The organism is Bradyrhizobium sp. Mp19 (assembly GCF_029952935.1).
Lineage (GTDB): Bacteria > Pseudomonadota > Alphaproteobacteria > Rhizobiales > Xanthobacteraceae > Bradyrhizobium > Bradyrhizobium elkanii.
This window is the reverse complement of the sequence record NZ_JASAUT010000006.1, coordinates 236722-258354: the sequence shown is the minus strand read 5'-3', so window position 1 is coordinate 258354 and position 21633 is coordinate 236722. Positions and strand designations below refer to the sequence as shown.

Below are 21633 nucleotides of genomic sequence, written 5' to 3'. Positions count from 1 at the left end.
CATGAATCAGGTTCGGTTCAGCACAGTCCACGATCTGTTTGAAGCCTATCCGCTGGCGCGCTACGACGTCGGCAAAGCCGCTCCGGACAAGTTGTCGTTGGATTTCCTGCAGGAGGCGGCCGATGCGGGCAAGTGGCACCAGGCTGTATCCTTCTGCGCGTATCTGCTCCCCAGGCGCGTGGCCGTCGCCTGGGGCTGTCGCTCGTTGCGGCAGATGTTTGACCATTTCGACGGCAATGAAGGCAGGTCGCTCAATTTTGCCGAGACCTGGGTCCGGCAGCCGGACGAGCAATCGCGCAACAAGGCTTTGGCGGTCGGCAATGCCAACGATCCCGAGCAGCCGGCGACCTGGCTGGCGCTGGCGGCGGGTTGGTCTGGCGGAAGCGTGGTTCCCGCGGAGTTTGCACCGGTCGAAGCCAAGCCGGATCAGACGGCGCGAGCGGTTCGCGCAGCCCTTTTGATCGGCCTCTGCCGGCTTACCCGTGAGTCCAGGGACCGGATAATGACGGCCTGCCTGGAGGATGGTATTCAATTGGCACGCGGCGAACCGCGCCCTCCACGCTGACGAGACGATGTGATGGTGCTTCGCTTTAACATCGAGAACGAGCCGAACCTTCCAGACGGCGGCCCTGTGTCATTTACCGTCACCGGAAGGCGTTCGGTCGACATTGGCCGGGACCGCCATCTCGACTGGACATTGCCCGATCCGGCGCGGATGATTTCGGGGAAGCATTGCGAGATCCATTATCGCGACGGCGGCTACTGGTTGCACGACGTCTCGACCAACGGCACCTTTCTCAATGGTGCCGACCAGCGCATACGGGGAGCGCATCGGCTGCGTAACGGCGATCGGCTCGTCATCGGCCACTATGTCATTGGCGTTTCGCTGGACCTGGATGAGCCTGCCGAGGGCACTCCGAGCCATGGCGCGCAGCAGCCAGCTCCGCTCGCTCAGCAGCACGCCGATTACCAGGAACTGTGGGCTCCCGGTCGCGACGTGCCGCCGCCAATCGACCCGCAGCAGTTGCGAAAACCGCGCGAGGCCGCGCGGCCCGTCAATCCGGAATTCCTGGACTGGGCGGCGAGCGTCCCGCCGGCGGGTGTGGATCCGGTCCGCCATTCGCCGCAGATGCCTCACCGCGAGCCGCCGCTGCACGACGACATGAGCTGGGCAGCCGGTCCGGTCGCCACGCCAAAACCGCCGGTCGATGTGCTGCACGCGATGCCGACGCCGCGCCGACCGTCGGTATGGGCCGACGACGAAGCGGCTGTCCTGCCACCGCCGGCTCCCTCACCGGCAGGGCATGTGGGAGCGCCGCGGCCGCAACTGGCCGAGCCGGCACCGGCCATGGCCGCGTCGATCGGCAATCCCGAGTTTGCGCGCCTGGTCGCACGTGCTGCCGGGCTGCCGGACGGTTTCTTTGCCGACAAGACCGAAGCCGAACTCGCGGAACAGCTTGGCGTCATCCTGCGCATGACCGTGGAAAACCTGATGGCCCTGCTGCAGGCGCGGACCCAGGCCAAGCAGCTGACGCGCAGCACCAGCCAAACCACCATCCAGGCCATCGAGAACAATCCGCTGAAATTCTCGCCGACCGCGGAAGACGCGATGCGTATCCTGTTCGGGCCGCCGACGCGCAGCTACCTCGATGCGCCGCATGCCTTCGCTCAGGGCTTCAAGGACCTCAAATCCCATCAATTGAAGACCTATGCGGCAATGCAGCATGCCGTCCGGGGACTGATCGCCAGTATCGATCCGACGCTGATGGCGCGCGAGCTCGAGCTTCAGCGCGGCGCAAGGTCCTTGTTTGGCTCGAACAAGAGCAAGCTCTGGGATGAATTTTTGACGCGCTGGAACGCGCATCTCGGTCGCGACGAGAGCGCGCCGATCGATACCTTCATGCTGCATTTCTCCGAATATTACGACCGCGCAGACAAGCCGGGGTCAAAGTGAACTGTCGGTGACGATGCAGTCGCCGATCATTGCCGAGTGGATGTAGGAATGTCCTGGTACAGCAAAGTTTTCTGGTCGGAAGGTCTGTTCCTGCGGCCGCATCATCTGCAGCAGAACGATCGCTATCTCGAGCATCTGCTGGAAAAGCGCGTTCGTTACACAACGCCGTACCCCTGGGGCTTTGCCCAGCTCGAGATCGACAACGATCTTACCCAGCAGAGCAAATTCGCCGTGCGCAGTGCGACCGGCGTCATGCCGGACGGAACGCCGTTCGATATTCCTGCCGACAGTCCGATCCCGGAAGCCATCGAAGTGCCGGATTCGGCCGCAGGCCAGATCGTCTGGCTGATGATGCCGGTGGCGGCGCCCAATACGCGGGAGGTGGATGAGGATCGCACCGACAGCGCAAGTCGCTACGTTCGGACTGCCGAAACGTTTATCGATTCAACCTCGGCGCTGCGCATCGAGGAAGAGATCGACATTGTCTATCCGCGGCTCTCGTTCGAGCTGCGCAAGACGAGCAAGCCGGGATACATGGGTCTCGGCATCGCTCGCATCCTCGAAGTGCGCGACAAGAATATCCTGTTCGACGACAAGTTTGTGCCGCCGATGCTGGTCTGCGCCGCGCATCCGGTTGTCGATGGCTGGCTTAATCGAATCATTGGCTGGGTTGAGACCAAGCTCGACGAGTTGGCGCGCTACGCGGTCGATCCTTCGTCCGGCGGCGGCTTGCAGAGCGTCGATTATCTGGTGCTGCAGGTGCTGAACCGGACCATTCCGGTGCTGACTCATTTCAAGCGGTCCGGCAGCGTACATCCCGAGCGGTTGTACGAGGAATTGCTGAGGTTTGCCGGTGAGCTTGCGACCTTCGCGACCACCGAACGACGCGCACGGGACTACCCGGCATATGATCACGACAACCTCGAATACGTCTTCACGCCCCTTGTGCGCGACATCCAGGATTTCCTGAGCGCGCGGCTGGGCAGGCGGGCGATCCGTCTGGAGATCATCGAACGCGCCCAGAACGCTTTTGTATCGCCGATCCGCGATCGCGCGCTGTTCCGGAATGCGACCTTGGTGCTCGAGGTCGCCGCGCGGCGGCCCCTCGTGGAGATTCAGAATGAATTTCCGCACCTGTTCAAGGTCGGGCCCAACACAAAAATGACCGAGATCGTGCACGCAAACCTGCCGGGTTTGACCTTGGTGCATCTGCCGACGCCGCCACCGCACATCCGAGCCATCACTGACCACGTCTATTTCTATCTCGATCGCAAGTCGCCGCTGTGGCCCGAGTTCAGCACAGCGGCCTCGATCGGGATGCATTTTTCCGGCGACTGGCCGGAGCTTGAGTTGTACCTTTGGGCCATCCTGGAAGAGCGGCCATGACCGACAGGGACAAGCCGGTTAATCCTTTCGGTCGGGGTGAGCGGACCATCATCCGTCCGAACCCCGGCGGGAAGATGCCGCCGGCTCCGGCTCCTCAACCTCCGGCAGGCGGGGGACCTGCCAGCCGTCCGGCGTACTCGCCATCGCCCATGGCTACGCCGGGTGGCCCTCCGCCACCGCCTTCATTCTCTCCCGTGCCGCAGAGCGCAAGCTACGCCGCCCCGCCGACCAGCCAGCCCTCAGAGGAATGGATTTCGACACCGGCGCAGGCTCAGGCGACGCAACCGATCCTGCCGCCCGGTCCGCCCTTGCGTGTCGACGATCTGGTTGCGCCAAACGCCAATCCGGTGATGCGCGCCGGCGGCCCTTTGCTGCAGTTGCTTGGCCGGCTGCGCGTCGCGTTGATGCGGGCGTCATTCGCGAGCCTGATGGAGCAGGTCGCCGACGCCATCAAGTTCTTCGAGAAGGACATTCGCTCGGCCGGCATTTCCGAGCACCAGGCCAATACCGCGAAGTATATCCTGTGCGCGACCGCCGACGATATTGTGCAACACATACCGACCGACGATCGACACGTCTGGGCCCAATACTCGATGCTCAGCCGGTTCTTCGGCGAGCGCGTGGGTGGCGTACGCTTCTTCGAGATTCTCGACCATTTGAAGACCGATCCGCTCGTCAACTATCCGGTGCTCGAGCTTCAGCACGCCTGCCTTGCGCTCGGATTCCAGGGCATCCACCGGACGTCGCCGGGCGGGCTTGCGAACCTCCAGGTGATCCAGCGCAACCTCTATGAAACGCTGCGCCGGGTTCGGCCCAAGCCGACCAATGATTTGTCGCCGCACTGGCGCGGACAGGCCTTGGCCGGTCGGCGGAAGCACTTGCGCATTCCGGTTTGGCTGGTGGCGGCCGTGGTCGCCGCGCTGCTGACCGGATCCTATTTCGTTCTGCGAACGTTGCTGGCCGGCCGTGCAGAGAATGCTGCGCAAGTCGCGCTGGCACTGCATCCCGGCGATCCAATCGAGCTCAAGCGCCGCGTCGTTGCGCCGCCACCGCCACCGCCTCCGCCGCCACCGCCGGACCGCATCACCCAGCTGCAGCGCATTCGCAACGCGCTTGCACAGGAGAAGATGGCGTGCGCCATGACGGCGGATCAGACGGCGAGCTTCATCGTGATCAGGGTGTGCGATCTCGCATTGTTTGCCTCTGGCCAGGCAACCATCCTGGATGGTTTCAAGCCGATCGCGGCCCGCGTTGCGGCGACGCTCGACAAGGAGCCCGGCCGAATCCGGGTGGTTGGCCATACCGACAGCTCGCCGATCCGCACCGTGCGTTTCCCCTCGAATTTCGAATTGTCGGTCGAGCGCGCCAAGGCGGTTGCCGCCGCGCTGAAGCCCGGCCTGGCCGATGGTTCGCGCATCGATGTCGACGGCAAGGGATCGGATTCACCGATTGCCAGCAATTCGACGCCCGAGGGACGAGCCAAAAACCGTCGGGTCGAAATCTTCATCGAACGTAGCGAATAGGCGGACGCCAGAAGCTCACGCGATAAGCGACAGGTACCGGTAAATATGCTCGCTAAGGACATACTACGCATCGTTCTCTATGGCGTCGGGCTCAGCTCGCTTGGGGCCGTCATCTACCTTGCCGGTCCCTTCGTTGCTTTCGGCGACTGGCATCCGCTGGAAAATCACATCGTCCGCCAGATCGCGATCCTGCTGCTCGGTGCCGCGGCAGCAGGCGTCACCGGTCTTCATTTCTTCAAGCGACGCAGGAACGCCAAAGAGATCGCCGACGGCGTTAGCGGTGCGGACCAGGCTGTCAGCGACGAGCCTGTGCTCAAGGAGCGCATGAAGGATGCGCTCGCAACGCTCAAGACCGCGAGCGGCAAGAAGTCCGGTTATCTCTACGATCTACCCTGGTACGTCATCATCGGCCCGCCCGGTGCGGGAAAGACCACCGCGCTGGTCAATTCGGGGCTCAAGTTTCCGCTCACGCGCGGGGCGACGCCGGCGGCGATCGCCGGGGTCGGCGGGACTCGCTACTGTGATTGGTGGTTTACCGAGGAGGCGGTGCTGATCGATACCGCCGGTCGCTACACAACCCAGGATTCAAACAGCAAGGCCGACAAGGAAAGCTGGCTGTCCTTCCTGGATATCCTGAAAAAAAATCGGTCGCGCCAGCCGATCAACGGCGTTCTCGTTGCAATCAGTCTGGAGGACGTGCTGACGCTGCCGAAGCAGGAGCTCGCGCTTCATGCCGATGCCATCCGGATGCGGCTCCTCGAGCTGCATCAAAGGCTGAAAGTGAGCTTCCCGGTCTACGCGCTGTTCACCAAAGCCGATCTCGTTGCCGGTTTCACCGAATATTTCGCCTATCTCGGCGAGGCCGGCCGGCGCCAGGTCTGGGGGGCCACCTTCCAGACCGCCGACAAGACCCAGAATCTGGTGGGGCAGGTCCCGGTCGAGTTCGATCGCCTGCTGGAACGTCTGAGCGAGGAAACGCTCGATCGTCTGCAGGACGAGCCGACGCCGCAGCACCGGGTGCAGTTGTTCGGCTTCCCGGCGCAGATGGCGCGGCTCAAGCCGCAAATCCACGATTTCCTCAACCAGATTTTTGAGCCGACGCGGTATCACGTGAACGCCAATCTGCGTGGGTTCTATTTCACGTCGGGTACCCAGCAGGGTACGCCGATCGATCAATTGATCGGATCGTTGGCGCGTACGTTCGGCGCGGAGGAAGTCGGGGCCGGATCGTACTCCGGAACCGGCAAGAGCTATTTCCTCGCCGATTTGATTTCGAAGGTCATCATCGGCGAGGCCGACTGGGTCTCGACCGATCGTGCTGCGGTCCGCCGCGCCCTGATCCTCAAGACTGCGGCGCTGTCGGTGATAGGTTTGGTGGCGATCGGGCTGATCGGTGCGTGGCTGACCAGCTACAAGCGCAACTCCGAGCTGATCGAGCAGAGCTTGCTGGCGGACAACGAGTATGCAACCGCCGGTGCGCCGCTCATCAAGCAAACGCTGATCGCCGATCATGATCTCGACAAGGTGCTGCCGCTGCTCTATCGGTTGCGGAACGCCCCGGCCGGCTATGCCTCACGGAATGAGTCGGTAGCACTTTCGGCGCGCTACGGGCTCAGTCAACACGCGCGCCTGTTATCACCCGCGAAGGCAGCCTATCACACCGCGCTTGAGCGCATGTTCAGGCCTCGCTTGCTGTACCGCCTGGAAGAGCAGCTCAATGCGCGCATCAACGAGCCTGCCTTCGTCTATGAGGCGCTGAAGGTCTACCTGATGCTCGGCGGCCTGCAATCCCCGGACCGCGAGCTGATCCGTTCCTGGATGCAGCGCGACTGGGCGGACAACCTGTATCCTGGCGCGACCAACGCGGAAGGGCGGCGTCTGCTCGATGAAAATCTCGTCGCCATGTTCGACCTCGAAACCGAGCAGCCGCCGCTGGTCGAGCTTGACGGACGGCTGATCAAGCAGGCCCAGAATTCATTGGCGCGCCTCAGCGTCTCGCAACGTGCCTACGAGTTCCTGAAGTCGGAGGCTCGTGGATCGACCGCCGGCGACTGGATCGCCAGCCGCCGAGGCGGTCCGGACGTGGCAGTTGTCTTCGAAACCACGACCGGGCAGCCCTTGGACAATGTGCGGGTGCCCGAGTTCTTCACCTACAACGGCTTCAATCAGAAGTTCATCGCTCGACTGCCCGGATTGTCGGAACGCATGAAGCGGGAGCGCTGGGTGTTGGGCGACGCCGGCCAGCAGTCGGCAATCGACCAGCAGTATGACAATCTGGCCGGCGATCTGCTCAGCATCTACTCCAATGAATTTGTGACGACGTGGCGGACTGCGCTCGGCAGTCTGCGCCTGAAGAAATTACTCGCGGACAAACCGAAATACGAAGTGCTGAGGGCGCTTTCGGCGCCGACCTCGCCGCTGCGGCAAATCCTGGAGTCGGTGCGCGATGAGACGATGCTGACCAAGGAACGCCCGAAGCCGGCGAACGCCGGCACGCCGGCCGCGCCGCCCGCGGTGACCACGCCAGCGCTGTTCAACAATGCCCAGGACGGTACGCCTGGCGCGGCGATCGAGTCGCAGTTCAAACCCTACCATGCAGTCCTTGAAGGGGAGAGCACCCGCCGGCCGATCGACTCGACGATCGCAAACCTGAACGACATCGCGCAGAATCTGACGCTGATGGTCGAGAATCCGCAACTGACGGCGCAAGCAACGGCGGGGCTTCAGACCCAGGTTGCAGCGCTACGCAACAATGCCTCGCGTATGCCGCCGCCATTTTCCGATATGCTGCGGGCGGCGGCCGCGGAGTTCGAAGGCAGCATCGCCGCCTCCACGGCTGGTCAGATCCTGCAGTCGTTGCGCGATCAGGTCACGCCGGTCTGTCAGCAGACGGTAACCAACCGCTACCCGTTCGTCCGGAGCAGCGGTCAGGAAGTCCCGCTCGCGGATTTCGCCAAGCTGTTCAGCCCGAACGGTGTGATGGACAAGTTCTTCAGTCAGTTCCTGGCGCCTTATGCGGATACGTCGCGATCCGAATGGGTCTGGCGGAAGGAAAGCCCCGTCGGCCGATCGTTCTCGCCCGACACATTGAAGCAGTTCCAGAATGCCGCCTATATCCGCGACGCCTTCTTCCAGACTGGCGGCGGTGTGCCGGCAGTGTCCTTTGCAATCCGGCCGCCGGCTGCGGCCGGACCGGGCATCACAGTCAAGACCGAGATCGGCGGCACGACGATCACGAGCCCAACCACACCAGGACCAGCCGCAGCTCCCTCCATGTTTGGCGCGCCGCAACCCGCTCCTCCGCCGCCGCCGCCGCAGAGCAATTCACCGACTACGGTGCTCTGGCCCGGCCCATCGCCGCGGACGGCAATTTCGGTCAGCAACGAGACCGGCTCGCCATCCGTACTCGAGCGCATCGGCCCCTGGTCATTGTTCCGAATGCTGGAGGCTGGCTCGCTGGTCGCCAAGGCGGAATCCGCCAGCGCAACGTTCATTGTTGCCGGACGTGAGCTCAACTATCAGATTTCGACCGGATCGTTGCGCAATCCGCTAAACCTGTCAGTGCTCCGCGAGTTTCGTTGCCCGACCGGAATATGACCATGCGATGCGGCTTATTCGGCAAGATCGGCGCGAAGCGTGATTTCATCGCGATCGCGACGCCGCGCAGCTTCCTGGAAGTCTGGGAGCCGTGGGTGCAAGCTGCCATCTCCGCGAGCCGCCATCAACTCGGCGCCGACTGGCAGGAAGCATTCCTGACCGCGCCGATTTGGCGATTCTGGCTTGGCGGAGCGATCTGCGGCACCACCGTCGCAGGAGCGATCATGCCGTCGCTTGACGGCGTGGGGCGATACTATCCGTTGACGCTGCATGCGGTGCCGGATGGCGACGCCGCGCTGCCGCCGCCGCACATCGATCCGCAGGACGGGTGGTATGGGCAAGTGGAGACGTTCCTGCTCTCGACCCTGGACCGGGCTGCGACCTTCGAGCAGATCTCCGATGCACTGGATCGTCTCGCGCTTCCACGTCTGCGGACGCGGGAGACTGACGGACCGCCGGTCGTGTCGCTGAGCGACGCGACGCTGGGAATGGTTTCGACGGTCGATGGGTTTGCCGAGTCGTTCGAAGCGCTCTGCGACGCGAGCTCCCAAGTCTATGCCGCGGCTAGTTTCTGGTGGACCGCCGGGGGCGAGGGGTTCTCGCCGATCGCACTCTGTTGCCGCGGATTGCCGGATCCGTTTCACTATTCCACGCTGCTGACCGGCGACGTTGGCCGCGAAGTATCCGGGGCGGGATGACGCGCGATGGTACACGTCCCATCCTTGTTCGATGTCGGCAGCGTCACTCACGCCGGACGGGTGCGGGCGCGGAACGAGGATTCATACCTGGTAAGAACCGACGTCGGCCTGTGGGCCGTCGCCGACGGTATGGGCGGTCACGAGGCGGGCGATCTTGCCAGCCGCATCGTGGTGGAGTCGCTTGATTCCATCGGCGCGCCGGACTCCGCGGCGGACCTGTTGGCGCAATGCGAGGCGCGTCTGTTCAGCGCCAACCAGCAGATCCTGGCCCTCAGCCATGAAAGGCAGGGTGCCATTGTCGGGACCACAACGGCAGTCCTGCTGGTGCGCGACGGCCATTATGCCTGCATCTGGGCGGGTGACAGCCGGGTGTACCTGATCAACTGCCACGGCATCACACAGGTGTCGCACGATCATAGCGAGTTGGAGGAACTGATCGCCGATGGCGCGCTATCGCGCGAAGAGGTCCAGGATTGGCCGAGCAACGCCATCACCCGGGCCGTTGGTGTCGTCGCCGACCCCGAGCTCGAGGTGGTGACCGGTCCGGCCGAACCGGAAGACATCTTCGTGATTTGCAGTGACGGCTTGACCCGACACGTGCGGGACGACGAGATCGAACAGCACGCGGCCACTCGCCTTGCCCAGACAGCCTGCGACGACATGCTCGCGCTCGCGCTTGAGCGCGGCGGGCTCGACAACGTCACGATCGTGATCGTGCGATTGCTCGCGCCACGGTCCTCAGAGCCCACGAGGACGCCGCTCGATCAGGAGCCGCGACCATGACCGCGAACGATCCGTTTCGGTCATCCTACCGCGGTGTGCCGGCCGGCACCCGGCTCAACGGCATTTACGAGATCGAGGCGATGATCGGGGCAGGCGGCATGGGGGAGGTCTACCGCTGCCGCGAGATCCAGACCGGATCGCCCGTCGCGGTCAAGATGCTGCTCCCCGACATGGTCGACAACGAGGCGGCGCTTGCGCTGTTCCGGCGGGAGGCAGCGGCACTTCATAATCTTCCGCACGAAGCAATCGTTCGCTACTTCCTGTTCACGGTCGAACCCGCACTGCAGCGCCCGTATCTGGCGATGGAGTTTGTGAACGGACGCTCGCTGTCGAACATGCTCGACGATGGGCCGCTGACCTTCGAAGCGCTGATCAAGTTGATGCAGCGGGTCGCATCGGGCCTTCAAGCCGCTCACGAGCACGGCATTGTCCATCGCGATGTCTCCCCCGACAACATCATCGTGCCGCTCGACGATGTGAGGCGGGCGAAGATCATCGACTTTGGGATCGCCCGGTCAACGCAGATGGGTGACAAGACCATCATCGGTTCCGGCTTCGCCGGCAAGGACAATTACGCGTCTCCGGAACAGGTCGGCCTGTACGGCAATGATGTCACCGCGAAGTCCGATGTCTACAGCTTTGGTCTCGTGCTGTTCCATGCCTTGACCGGACAAAAGCTCGATATGGGCGGGAGCCAGTTTCAACTGGTCGAGAAGCGTCGGCGTGTGCCCGATCTCGGCGCAGTCGACATGCGCATCAGGCCACTTCTCGAGAGGATGCTGCAGCCAGACCCGGCCTTGCGCCCGACCATGGCGGAGGTCGCCAACTGGACGCCGGCGGGTTCGGCGCAGCCGTCCGCAGCACCGCTCTACGGCTTCGATCCATTGGCGAAGTCGCAGGCTGGTATGTCTGCGCCGCAGGAGCGGGCGCCATCAACCACGCGGAACTCCCGCCGCATCTGGCTCGGCGCCTGCGTCGCGGCGCTGCTGCTTCTGCTGGGCGGCGGTGGGTACACATTCTATAAATTTGTCTGGAGGACATCGGGCTTGGCGGCTTTGCCGCCACCTCCGAAACTCGCCGGGACATCCACGCCGCCGAGCGAGCCTGCTCCGCCACCCCCGACACGTCAGGAGCCGGTGAAGCTGCCGTCTCAGCCGACGTTGACGCCGTCTCCGTCCCCCGACGGGCCGGGTCGAGCCGAGCGCATCCGCAAATATGTCGCCCAATATGCGGGCGGCGACTGCTTCTTCATCCTGCCTGTTGCCGTGAGCTCAAGCGCAGCCGTCATTGAAGGCTTCGGCGCTTCGACCGCCCCGTTCGATACCTTCGATAAAGCGTTTCGAAAGGAGCAGGGATTTGAGGCTTCGGTCGGCGTCAGGCAGGTGAATCAGGCACAATGTCCGGCCGTCAAATTCCTCAGTCAGGTCGGAAGCGATCAAGCGCGTGCGCCGCGCATCAACCTGTCGGCGACGGAGCTGAAGGCCGGCGAGACCCTCAACGGGACCGTCGAAAATTTTGCCAACCGGGTGGTGGAACTGCTCATGGTCTCGGATCGCGGCGAGGTGCGCAGCCTGTCCTATCTCCTGAAGCCGGGCGTCGACTCGCTGTCCTTTGCCCTGCCGATGGAGCGCACGACCGGTCCGCAACTCCTGTTGGCCGTCGCAGCCCCACGGGTTCTGGATTCATTGCGCCAGCCGCGACCGATGGCTGCCGACACATTCTTCCTGCAGGCGACGAGCGAAGCTCAACGCGGCAACGTCACCATCACCGCGGCTGGACGCTATGTGATGCTCACCAATTGAGCCGCTGTTCAGAACTTGCCGATCATCAGGATCTTCAGGTCGGCATCCGGCTTGAAGTCGCTCGCCGTGAATTGACGTGCATTGTCGGCAGATGAGGGTTTGAGCCGGCCAGGACAAAAACTGACCAGACGGTCGTCGCCGCCGGGATCGATCGTCAACGTGAAGGACCGGATTGGACCCGCCCAGTTCGCACCTGTCTTGAGCACGTAGGAAATGCGCCGCTCCTGCAGCTTTGCGGTATTGGCCTGGCTGTCACCTGTGCGCTTGTCCAATTCGGCAAGGAACGCATCCGTAACGCAATAGTCTCTCCTGTACCGCGCGACTTCCGGTCCCAGTGCCGCGCTGCGACGCAGACCCGAGCGCAGGACCGTGTCAGGGCTGGAGCCGACACTCGGGCGATATTGATGTTCGACCGTGACGGTACGCGCCGCGGGAAACACTTGCTCGCGAACGGCAGATGTCTTGGTTATCCAGCCGGGCGTGTATTGCTGGCGACCGTTGTCGCTCATGCCCGCAGGCATCAGAAGGCCGTCATCGATCAGCTTCGTGCGGGTTGTCGCCGGCAGGTCGGCGACCCGGATCTCCCGATCACCGAGCGGCAGCAAAGGCAGCTTGAACTGACGGAGGAGGGCGGTGACATCCTTGTTGCCGATCATGGCGCGCTGGTCGATGGCCAGCGGCACCGGGTTGCCGTCGATCCTGGTCTCAAACGCGACGAAGTTGACCGGATCGCTCGATGGAAGGGCAATGTTCTCGGCTTCGGACAAATCGATGTCGGGCAGCGGAAAGGCAACCGTGAGCGCAACCGGTTTGCTCGTCTGGTTGACGAATTGGTAGCGAACGGTGACCCTGTCCAGCCCGATATGAAGCTCCTCGCTCGCCATGGCCACGTCCTTGGTGCGGACGAATTGCAGCCCGCCGATGGACAATTCGGCCGCGGAATCATTTGCCCGCGCAGGCCAGCCGGTTGCGGCCAACAGGACGATCATCAAGGCTCGCGACCTCAACGACAGCCCGCTTAACGCTCCATTTGCCATGCCGGCCTCCATGCGGCGCCGCAGCGTCTGTCCGTGTGGGTCAATCGATCGCCTGGTAGAGGTCGCCCCATTCCGGCTTCCAGACGCCATCGGGGTCGCAAACCACGATCGCGAGCTTCATGTCATTGGCGAGACGGATTGCGCCGCGAAAGGCATCCTGGGCCGGCATATGGGCGCTGACCTGGTCGCTGTTCAGGCGTCCCCCGCTTGCGGCGGCCGGCAACACGATTGACCCGGAGGCGCCGGCATTGTCGCGCTTCAAAACCAGAGTAATCGCGTCTGGCTGGATTTCGCTGACTTGCTCAAATCTGTTTCTGGCCATGATTTTGCACTGCAAGCTGAAGGAGTTCGGACTATCACCGTCCAGTGAAAGAGTTGAACGGGATCGGGGTTGCTCGCCACTAATTGACGCTGCACTCGCGCAGTCTTGGATTGGGCAGTCTTGGATTAGTCGGACTGACGCCGCATTCGGTTCGGTTACATTGAGGCGGATATGCTTCGTCGATCTAGCTGGATCTGGCTCTCTATCGTCGGCGCGGCCATAGCGGTCACTGGGGCAAGGGCCGACGATGCGGTCGTGCGAAGCTTTGCCGGCGGTTCGGCTGCATCCATGGTGGGGATCGTCGCGGCCAGCCAGGACGTCGAACTCGCGGGCCCGCAAGCGCTCAGTGCTGACGGACAGGGAAACCTGTTTGTGCTCGATCAAATCAATGGCCGCATTCTGCAGTTCGACCCCAAACAACCGAACACGGCTCCCGACATCCTGAAGATGCCTGGCGATGTCCAGCCCACCGACCTCGTCGTCCATAACGACGACATCATGGTGTGGGACGGCGGCGTGCGGATGCTGAAGGCGGCACCAGGACAGTCCACACGCGGGTTGGGTGGAGACGAGATCCAGCTGGAGGAAGTCTCATCCCGCGGAACCGACGACCAGGTCGCCATTTCGGCCTTCGCCCAGATGGGCTCGCAGGCGCTGAGCAGCCCGACCGACTTGCTCGATCAGAATACACGCGCGGCCATCGTGAGGACGACGCGACAGCCCGACCGGCAATATATCGCCTCGCGCAGCAAGGGATCGGTGATCGCCGATATCATTCCCGACAAGGGCAATGCCGGCGTTCGGGTCGAAATCCAGACCATGGTATCCAACGAGACCATCGGTCAGCTCGGCCTGCGCGTCCGCAACCAGCTCGGCACCGTTGAGTTTCTCGAGATCGACAACAGCGACCGCTTCTACGTGCTGGCCGAGGACATTCCTCCGTCAGGCAAGAATGCCTCCACCTTCGTCGCACGCTATGCCGCGAACGGACGCCTTGAGGGTATCTACGAGCTGCCGCTGGAGAACACGCCCGTGACCCGGCGGTTCGTCACCGTTTCGGGCGATGGCGACGTCTATTTTCTGCGCACCAAGCCGGATGGTGTCGAGGTGGTCGGTGTCGGCTTCCGCCCCCTGGGGAAGGTATCCGTCATTGACGTCAGGCCGTCGCGCACGGCGGCCGCGCCGGCGGCGGCGCGGCCGGATATCAAGTTCAACGCGACCGCCGCCGTGCGGCCGTCCAATCGTCAGCAGGCGATCGAGACCGCCTTCGCTTTTGAGGGCATTCAGTGGAAGCTGACACCGGCCAACTACGGCAGCGATCCCGACAGCCAATGCTCCGGTTTCAGCCGTATTCGCCGGCCGTGGTACCTGCAGGGCAAGGTAAACCAGGAAGTGCGCGGCGTGCCCTATTGTTGGGGGTGCCACGGTTCGCTCGCGAACTTCCGGCAGCGGATCGAAAGCGGGACGCTGGCGGGTAATGTCTGCACCCGTAACGAGCCACGGCCGGATGTGGCCGGCGTCGACTGTTCGGCATTCGTCAGTGCCACGTGGGGGCTTTCCGTTCACTACACGACCGCCGCCATCCCCGCGATCGCCGCACCCGTGACCAATCCCTGGGACCTCAAGCCTGGCGACGCCCTGAACAAGCCGGGTTCCCACGTCATGTTGTTCCTGCGGTTCACGCCCGATCGCAAGGCTGAGGTCATGGAATCCTCGACGGGTGGCTGCAACGGTCGGGTCTGCCGCAACGTCTATCCGCTCGCGAGCCTGCTCGCGCGCGGTTACGTTCCGGTTCGCTTTCGCGCATTCGCAGATGATCAGACGACCGTTTCCGCGAACGCCTATCAGGAGACCGAGGCGCCAACAGGCCGCAAGACGGCGAATAAACGGCGCTGAACCTGAGGTCTTGCCAAGGCTACAGATGAACATGGATCACCGCCTGCGCGCTGGTTTCTGGAGGTCCGGACGGCATTCCTGCCGCTCTGCCTTGCCGGTGTGGTTCCAGGGCGGACCTGCTTGATATCGAGGAAGTCGGATCGTAGCCATGTCGTTCTGTGAGCCAAGGAGTTGCCAGACATATTTGTCTTCCTAAGACCGCTTGGCCTCCCGACTTTGATCGGCCTGCCACTCCAGCGCGCGCATGCGGCGGGTGAGCTGTCGATAAGCAATCCCGACGGTGCGGCGCTCCGGGCGCTCGTCATCGGGATCGACGACTACCAGCATGTGCGCAAATTGAAGGGCGCGGTCGCCGACGCCAACGACATCGTGTCCAGCCTGAGGACCATGGGCGTCAGCGATGTGGTCGAGCTGACCAATGCACAGGCCGACCGGGCAAGCGTGCTGCGCGAGATCAGCTCACTGGTGGAGCGGACCAAGAGCAACGATCTCGTCTTCCTGTCGATCGCAGGTCACGGCACGCAGGAGCCGGAGCGGATCAAGGGCTCGGAACCGGACGGAATGGAGAACGTGTTCCTGCTGCCCGAATTCGCGACCACGCCGGCCGGATCTGTCGAGCGCATTCTGGGAAGCGAATTCAATCATTTCATCCGGCAGTTCGAATTGCGCGGCGCAAGGGTGATCTTCGTCGCGGATACCTGCCATGGCGGCGGAATGGTGCGCGATATCGATCCGCGTGCGGCCGAGATGAGCTTTCGACAGGTGCCGCGCTACACGCTGCTGGTCGATGAATTGAAGCCGGTGTCGAGCAGCGACGACCCGAAGTCCGAACTCGATCTCGACCACACCGCGTTCATCGCCGCGGTCGATCGTCACACCAAGGCTCCGGAAGTGCGGATTCCCGGGATCGATGGCCTGCGCGGCGCTCTGAGTTATGCCGTTGCGCGGGCCGTGGAGGGCAACGCGGACATCAATCATGATGGCAAGGTGACCCTGAAGGAGCTTTTCAGCAATGTTCGGCAGGTGGTCTATCAACTGTCCGACCAGCGCCAGAACATCGTGACGGTCTCGTCGCCGGCACAGATGCCGGAAACCGAGGTCGCCTTCGAATTGACGCGCGGCGTGGTGCTGATCCAGGGGACGGCCGCGAGAGCTGCCTCCGGCCAGGTTGCTAACGTCGCGTCCGCCGAGAAACAATCTCCTGCGTCGCCGGCCGTTACGGCTAAGTCGGAAACTGCTCCAACCAGTGCCGCTGCGAGCGCCCCGGCCGCGCCCAGTGCCGCGCTGCCGCCGTTCCGCCTCACCACGCCGATCCGTTTGGCGGCGCTTGACGGCAAGATGAACTATTTCACCAGTCTCAAGCCGCAGGACGCCAGCGTGCAGGCAGTTCAACCGACTGATAATCCCGACCTGATCTGGGACCCCGTGTCTCATGACGTGATCGCCTGGGGCGACGTGGTCGCCTATGGCGTTGACGTTGGCGGTTTGACGACAGTGGTCAACCGAACCGCGGCAATTCGGGAGCTTAAGCGCATGGCGACGCGATCGCCGCAGCTGATGCGTATTTGGCCGGATGATCGACAGCAGCGCAGCGGCCAGACCGTCGAGGTCGAATTGTCCGACGTCGGTTCGCGGGCTGTGCTGCTGTTCAACGTGTCCGGTGATGGAACCATCCAAATGCTGTATCCGGTGGGTTCCGATGCCGCGCTGGCTCGATCGGCAAATCTGCGGCTGCCTCTCCGGGTGGGCGAGCCGTTCGGCGCCGAGCAGATCGTCGCGGTGACCTCGCAGCAGCGGATGGTTGATCTGGAGACGGTCCTGATGCAGCTCAACCGGCGCCGTGCCTCGGGGCAGGTGATCAAGAGTCTGGAGCGCTATCTGCCGGCGGACGCGCGGATCGCGTCAATCGGCTTTTTCAGCGTTCCCTGACAAAGCTGTGACAGCGGGTCATGTCGCCAGCGAAACTGGTTTCCCGGAAGCAATCAGGGTTCGCGATCGTGCTGTTGCTGGCGGGAAGCGGCGTCGCGTTAGCGGCGCCGCCGCCATCGGCCTCTCCATCGGGAGGTGCGACAAACGTTCCATTGCTCTGGCGCGTACAGGCCTCGCGCGGCGCGGCAAATGCTGCCGGCGTGGCGCTTGAGATCCTGCCGGGTCCAACGGTCAACATTGGCGGCAAGGTGTCATTCGGCGTAACCGCCAGGAAGCCCGGCTATCTGATGCTGGTGGATGTGGATGCGGAAGGGCGGATGTCCCAGATCTTCCCGACTGCCGAGCTATTGGCGCAGTCGGTCGGACCCGACATGAATCTTGTGAAGCCCGGCGTCCAATTCATTGTTCCGACCCCAGCGGCACAGCAGCGTGGATTTGAATATGTCGTCGCGCCGCCGGCCGGGTCCGCCGTGATCGTTGCGATCCTGAGCGAGCGACGTGTGCAATTGCTGGATTTGCCGGACGTTCAGCGCAAGCTTCAGGGGCCGGCCGACACGTTGAGCTATCTGTCGGATTGGACCAGTCAGCTGCGGATACCGGACAGCGGCGGCGGAAGACTGCTGCCGAACAATTGGTCGTTCGACATCAAATCATACTCCATCAAGTAGGTGAGCGATTGCGTTGCTACGGCTACCCGGGCGGTTGAGGAGACCGTCCGGCGCGATCATGTAATATTCTTGTGGCCGAGGCTGCTGTCCGGCGTCTTGCGTGCAGGGCCCCGCGGTTTGGCTCCGTTGCCCCGGCATGACCGATTGCGGAGGAGGCGGCGGCCCGACCTCGAGCGCGCCGCCGTGCATGCTGTCCTAGTTGCAGACCTCGACATTGCCGGTACCGCCGCCGGGACCTCCGCCGCCACGGTAATCGAGATGACACCCGCGACGGACCGGGCGGCATAGATAAGCATCGCACACGATCTGGCCGCTGCCACCCGAGGGTCTGGCCGTCGCCTGCCGTCGGGGAACGTCGGCTTGCGGCTCGGGCCTCTCGCGGACCGGACGATCGGCACGCGACGGCCGCTCATCCGTGTTGCGCTTCGCCACCGGCTTTTTCCCGCGCCGCTTCTCGCATTCGTTGTCCTCGTTCAGGAACGAGCCTTCGGCGCAGGTGATCTTGCGGCACTGGTCGCCGTCGGCTTTGTAGCCGTGTTCGCAGATCAGCGGGCAAACCCGGGCTGGCTTCAGCTTGATCGCATCGAGCACATCGAGGCTTGCAAGCTTGACGTCAAATTTGGTTCCGGCGTGCCGGTTGAACAGGGTCAGGGAGCGACGCGAGGCCGCGTTCCACTCACCGTCGATGGAGCCCGTGAAACAGCCAACCCGGCTCAATTCGCTCTGCACCGATTTGGCAAGATCCTCCTGCGGCGACGCCGTGTTCAAGGCGGCAACCTTCGCGCCCTCGCTATTCTGCGATGGGGTCGCGGTTGCAATATTATCCGGCCTGGCGCTGTCGGGCGCGGGTCCGTTCGCGGAAAGCATGGCGACCGTTGAGGTTTGGGATGCGGTTCGCTTGCGTTCAGCCTCAGCAGCTTGGTCCTGCGCTGCCTGCTTTGTTCTTTCTGCCGCGATCCGGGCATCCTCCGCAGCCTTGAAATCTGCGGCCGCCTTTTCCTGCTCCGCTCGCTGGGCACCTTCGGACGCAAGCCGAGCCTTCTGCTGCTCCGCTTCCTGCGCTTTCCGGGTCGCGGTGACGCGCGCGTCCTCCGCGTCGATCTGATTGAGCTGAAGCTTGGCCAGGTTTGCGTAATAGCCGTCGGGGTGCTGGGCGAGGAACGCGCTCATAGCGGCCTTGTTACCCAGTTGCAGGGCCAATTCGTAGTCGCGACGAATTTCCGACGAGGCGCTAGCCGGCGGCGGCGCCGGCTCCTCTGCCTTTGGCACGAGCGCAACGTCCTCACCGCCCAGCGATCCGTAAACGTAGGGCTCCTGTCGATTACCCGTGGCTTGCAGGACATCATCGCGGACGAAGCCGAAAGCCCTGCGCAGGTCGAGTCCAGGCTTTGCGATATATTTCACCAGTGCCGTCGCGTAGGGACTGTTCGTGCTGTTGCCGTCGAGCGCGGTCAGTCCGGCCTTGGCCGCAAACGCGATCAGCGTATTGGATACGGCGGGCTCTACCCGGGCGAGCCCGCGGCTGATCGCGCGCGAAGCGACGGTTCGTTTCATCGTGTCGGCGAATGGATTGTTGCGACAGGCGTCAACGATCACGACGCGGAGCTGTTTCGCGGGCTCGATAGCCAGCAGGACGCGATCGAGCGAGAAGGCCTCGTCATAGATATCAGTGTCGCGCTCAAGCCTGGCATCCGTCGGAATCAGATAATTCGTCCCGTCGATCTCGATTCCGTGACCTGCATAGTAGACGATGGCGATGTCTGCATCGCGAGCTTGGTCGGCGAAATCCCTCAGTGCCCGCCGCATGTCGCTCGAGGTCAGGTTCAGCCGGGACTCCACCAAATCGAACCCGGCGCCCTTCAAGGTCGCGGCGATTGCGGTGGCATCATTGGCAGGATTTGGAAGCAATGGCGCATTTTGATAGTTCGAATTTCCGACCACCAAAGCCACTCGCTTCGTTGCCCAGGCTGGCTGAGACGCCAGGAGAACTGAAGCAGCAAGAACAACAAGAACTCGGAGGAGCGTGTAGCGCATGGCGAACGTCCAAAATCGGCTCAAAACAACGGCAGCTTTATCGAAGGTGGCCGCGCGCAAACTCCACTGCGTCAAGCGTTACGAGCGCCGGCATGCCTCCGTACGGTAACAATCCTGAGTCCAATCCATTCCTGATGTTGTCGCTTGGGGAAGCGAGAATGTTCAAGGATACACCGAAGCGTGTAGGGCCGGTGGCGGACGGCCGAACAAATGTCAGCTGACCTGTAAGATATTGAAATATCTGATTTTTATCTTTGGCGCCGGAATGGCTGGCAGTGCCGCCATCCGGGTGGCTTCGCCAAGCGAAGTTCCATCTCTCGATAGTGATCTCGGAATTGACCCGCATGCTCAAGCGATGCTCGCGCGGATCGTCAGGGTGTGGCGGCCGCGTCGTTAGTCTCGGTGGCGTCGACAAGGTTCAGCCGGCTCGTTTCGGCTGTTTGTCGCGCCGCGGGCCTCTTCCATAGGAGCGCGAACTGCGTCTATCTGGAAGCAACGCCGATCCGCTCGAGCCGAGACGTGCGAGTCCCGAAAGAATCGAAATCTGCGTCCTCGGGATCCGGACGTCGACGCGTGGACCCCCACCGCAGGTGTCGTGGAAATCTCTAGCGTTGGAGACGCACATGTCAATTCCGCTGAAAATCTACGTCACGCCATTTGCCGAGAAAGGTGTCGCCGAGCCTCAAAAATGGAGTGGCGAGGCCGCCAAGAAGGCACTGGATGTGGTCAATAAGATCTGGGCGAAGGCCAAGATCGCGTTCGTGATCAATGATTACGTGGAAGATAAACCGCTCGATATGGCGAAGAGCGCGCGCAACAATGACCAGCGCGTGCTGGATGTTCTCAGTCTCCGGCATGCTCCCGACAACGCGGTCCACATTTATCTCGTCAACCCGATTGTCAATCTCTCGGCCGGTGGCAGCTCATACCTTCATAGCGATCCCGAGCCGGCAAGCTTTGTCCAATGGTATGGCAATGACTTTGCCAACGGACGCGCGTGGGCCCATGAACTTGGGCATTTGATGAGTCTCGACCACGTCGACGTAGATTACGCCGATGAGAAGCAGGCCGCCCTGCGCAGCAACTTGATGACGAAGGGATTGAGCGTGGGAAGCGATTTGACCGGTCAGCAGATCAGCACGGCCAAAAGTTCAAAACTGGTGAAGCGATTTGGCGGCTGACCTCGGAACCTGCTGCCGGCGCCTTCCATGGACGGATTGCCGCCGGCCCGATCGCTCGTTCGCCCACCGACCGCCGGAGAGACGCCATGCCCAGGATCGACCTTGCAAACGTGCCGGAACGCAAGGGGACCGGCTATCCGGCGGAGTTCGCCGCGCCGTGCGCCGAGCGGGCGCGGCAGCGTCTCGGTGATGCCGGCGGGCTCGCCGACTTCGGCGTCAACCTGATGCGGCTGCCGCCCGGCAACTGGTCGAGCCAGCGCCACTGGCATTCGGATGAGGACGAGTTCGTCTATGTGCTCGCGGGCGAAGTGGTGCTGGTGGAAGACGGCGGCGAGACGGTGCTGCGGGCCGGCGATTGCGCGGCATTTCCGAAAAACTCCGGCAACGGGCATCATCTGATCAACAGGGCGCAGATGACGGCGACCTATCTCGAGGTCGGCTCGCGCTCGCGCGCCGACGTCATCACCTGCTCCGACATCGACATGATGAGCCCGAGCTCCGACGGCCGCTTTCTGCACAAGGACGGCACGCCGTACGAATAGCCCACCTGCCGCGCCGCGCCCGAAATCGGGCGTTGCGGATTGGCCGGCGAAGGACCAATGTTCCGGCGAGGAGCTTTGGTCGCGTCGATGGCGGAATGGTATTTCATCTGGGTCGACGGTCCGCGCGGACCCGAGCCGCAGAAATGGTCGTCGGACGGGCTGTGGGGCCAGCTGTCGCGTCAGGACGTGATCGTGCGTTTTCCCCTGAGCGATCGCGAGGCCGAATTGTCGCTCGACCAGCTCGCAAGGCTGCACCCGGTGCCGCAGTGAGCTGCGCCGCA

The 21633-nt window shown here is 63.0% G+C and carries 17 protein-coding genes; 14 read left to right on the top strand and 3 right to left on the bottom strand.

The window, feature by feature from the left end; all coding sequences use genetic code 11:
- Position 1 precedes the first annotated feature (1 nt).
- From QJT82_RS10820 to QJT82_RS10785, 8 genes are all read left to right on the top strand, one after another.
- Positions 2 to 565 (top strand): hypothetical protein, encoded by a 564-nt coding sequence (locus QJT82_RS10820; protein ID WP_028339367.1) that lies wholly within the window; start codon positions 2 to 4, stop codon positions 563 to 565.
- A gap of 12 nt (positions 566 to 577) precedes the next feature.
- A complete protein-coding gene (tagH, locus tag QJT82_RS10815; RefSeq protein WP_028339366.1) occupies positions 578 to 1954 on the top strand; it encodes a type VI secretion system-associated FHA domain protein TagH in 1377 nt (458 codons plus the stop codon).
- A gap of 48 nt (positions 1955 to 2002) precedes the next feature.
- Positions 2003 to 3340: a type VI secretion system baseplate subunit TssK gene (gene tssK / locus QJT82_RS10810; protein ID WP_028339365.1), complete on the top strand. Its 1338-nt coding sequence runs from the start codon at positions 2003 to 2005 to the stop codon at positions 3338 to 3340.
- A 194-nt stretch (positions 3341 to 3534) separates the two neighbouring features.
- Positions 3535 to 4863: a type VI secretion system protein TssL, long form gene (gene tssL, locus QJT82_RS10805; RefSeq protein ID WP_259242597.1), complete on the top strand. Its 1329-nt coding sequence runs from the start codon at positions 3535 to 3537 to the stop codon at positions 4861 to 4863.
- 45 nt (positions 4864 to 4908) lie between these two features.
- Entirely contained in the window at positions 4909 to 8460 is a 3552-nt protein-coding gene (gene tssM, locus QJT82_RS10800) for a type VI secretion system membrane subunit TssM (protein ID WP_028339363.1), read from the top strand.
- Entirely contained in the window at positions 8457 to 9158 is a 702-nt protein-coding gene (gene tagF, locus QJT82_RS10795) for a type VI secretion system-associated protein TagF (protein WP_028339362.1), read from the top strand. Before tssM ends, tagF begins: the two co-directional genes overlap by 4 nt.
- A 6-nt stretch (positions 9159 to 9164) precedes the next feature.
- Complete coding sequence (locus QJT82_RS10790) at positions 9165 to 9941, top strand: protein phosphatase 2C domain-containing protein (protein WP_028339361.1); 777 nt, start codon at positions 9165 to 9167, stop codon at positions 9939 to 9941.
- The gene (locus QJT82_RS10785) at positions 9938 to 11743 is read left to right on the top strand and encodes a serine/threonine-protein kinase (protein ID WP_028339360.1); all 1806 of its coding nucleotides are present in this window, start codon (positions 9938 to 9940) and stop codon (positions 11741 to 11743) included. The genes QJT82_RS10790 and QJT82_RS10785 overlap by 4 nt, the downstream gene beginning before the upstream one ends.
- A gap of 8 nt (positions 11744 to 11751) precedes the next feature.
- Here the strand turns inward: QJT82_RS10785 and QJT82_RS10780 are convergent, their stop codons facing one another.
- The gene (locus tag QJT82_RS10780; RefSeq protein ID WP_028339359.1) at positions 11752 to 12732 is read right to left on the bottom strand and encodes a DUF4424 domain-containing protein; all 981 of its coding nucleotides are present in this window, start codon (positions 12730 to 12732) and stop codon (positions 11752 to 11754) included.
- Positions 12733 to 12820: 88 nt separating this feature from the next.
- On the bottom strand, positions 12821 to 13102 hold the full coding sequence (locus QJT82_RS10775) for a hypothetical protein (protein ID WP_028339358.1): 282 nt from the start codon (positions 13100 to 13102) through the stop codon (positions 12821 to 12823).
- Positions 13103 to 13273: 171 nt separating this feature from the next.
- Between QJT82_RS10775 and QJT82_RS10770 the strand changes: the two genes are divergently transcribed.
- From QJT82_RS10770 to QJT82_RS10760, 3 genes are all read left to right on the top strand, one after another.
- Positions 13274 to 14998 (top strand): hypothetical protein, encoded by a 1725-nt coding sequence (locus QJT82_RS10770; protein ID WP_028339357.1) that lies wholly within the window; start codon positions 13274 to 13276, stop codon positions 14996 to 14998.
- A 180-nt stretch (positions 14999 to 15178) separates the two neighbouring features.
- The gene (locus QJT82_RS10765) at positions 15179 to 16927 is read left to right on the top strand and encodes a caspase family protein (RefSeq protein ID WP_281446637.1); all 1749 of its coding nucleotides are present in this window, start codon (positions 15179 to 15181) and stop codon (positions 16925 to 16927) included.
- Between the two features lie 20 nt (positions 16928 to 16947).
- Complete coding sequence (locus tag QJT82_RS10760; protein ID WP_028339355.1) at positions 16948 to 17595, top strand: DUF4384 domain-containing protein; 648 nt, start codon at positions 16948 to 16950, stop codon at positions 17593 to 17595.
- Between the two features lie 195 nt (positions 17596 to 17790).
- On the opposite strand, the gene QJT82_RS10755 is transcribed toward QJT82_RS10760, so the two are convergent.
- Positions 17791 to 19629 (bottom strand): caspase family protein, encoded by a 1839-nt coding sequence (locus QJT82_RS10755; protein WP_028339354.1) that lies wholly within the window; start codon positions 19627 to 19629, stop codon positions 17791 to 17793.
- A 623-nt stretch (positions 19630 to 20252) separates the two neighbouring features.
- Between QJT82_RS10755 and QJT82_RS10750 the strand changes: the two genes are divergently transcribed.
- The 3 genes from QJT82_RS10750 to QJT82_RS10740 all read left to right on the top strand — a co-directional run bounded on the left by QJT82_RS10750 (position 20253) and on the right by QJT82_RS10740 (position 21622).
- Positions 20253 to 20810 carry a hypothetical protein gene (locus QJT82_RS10750; protein ID WP_028339353.1) on the top strand — a complete coding sequence of 186 codons (558 nt, stop codon included), beginning with the start codon at positions 20253 to 20255 and terminating at the stop codon, positions 20808 to 20810.
- Positions 20811 to 20896: 86 nt separating this feature from the next.
- Positions 20897 to 21352: a cupin domain-containing protein gene (locus QJT82_RS10745; protein WP_028339352.1), complete on the top strand. Its 456-nt coding sequence runs from the start codon at positions 20897 to 20899 to the stop codon at positions 21350 to 21352.
- Between the two features lie 87 nt (positions 21353 to 21439).
- Positions 21440 to 21622 (top strand): hypothetical protein, encoded by a 183-nt coding sequence (locus QJT82_RS10740; protein WP_245288656.1) that lies wholly within the window; start codon positions 21440 to 21442, stop codon positions 21620 to 21622.
- The last annotated feature ends 11 nt before the right edge of the window (positions 21623 to 21633 follow it).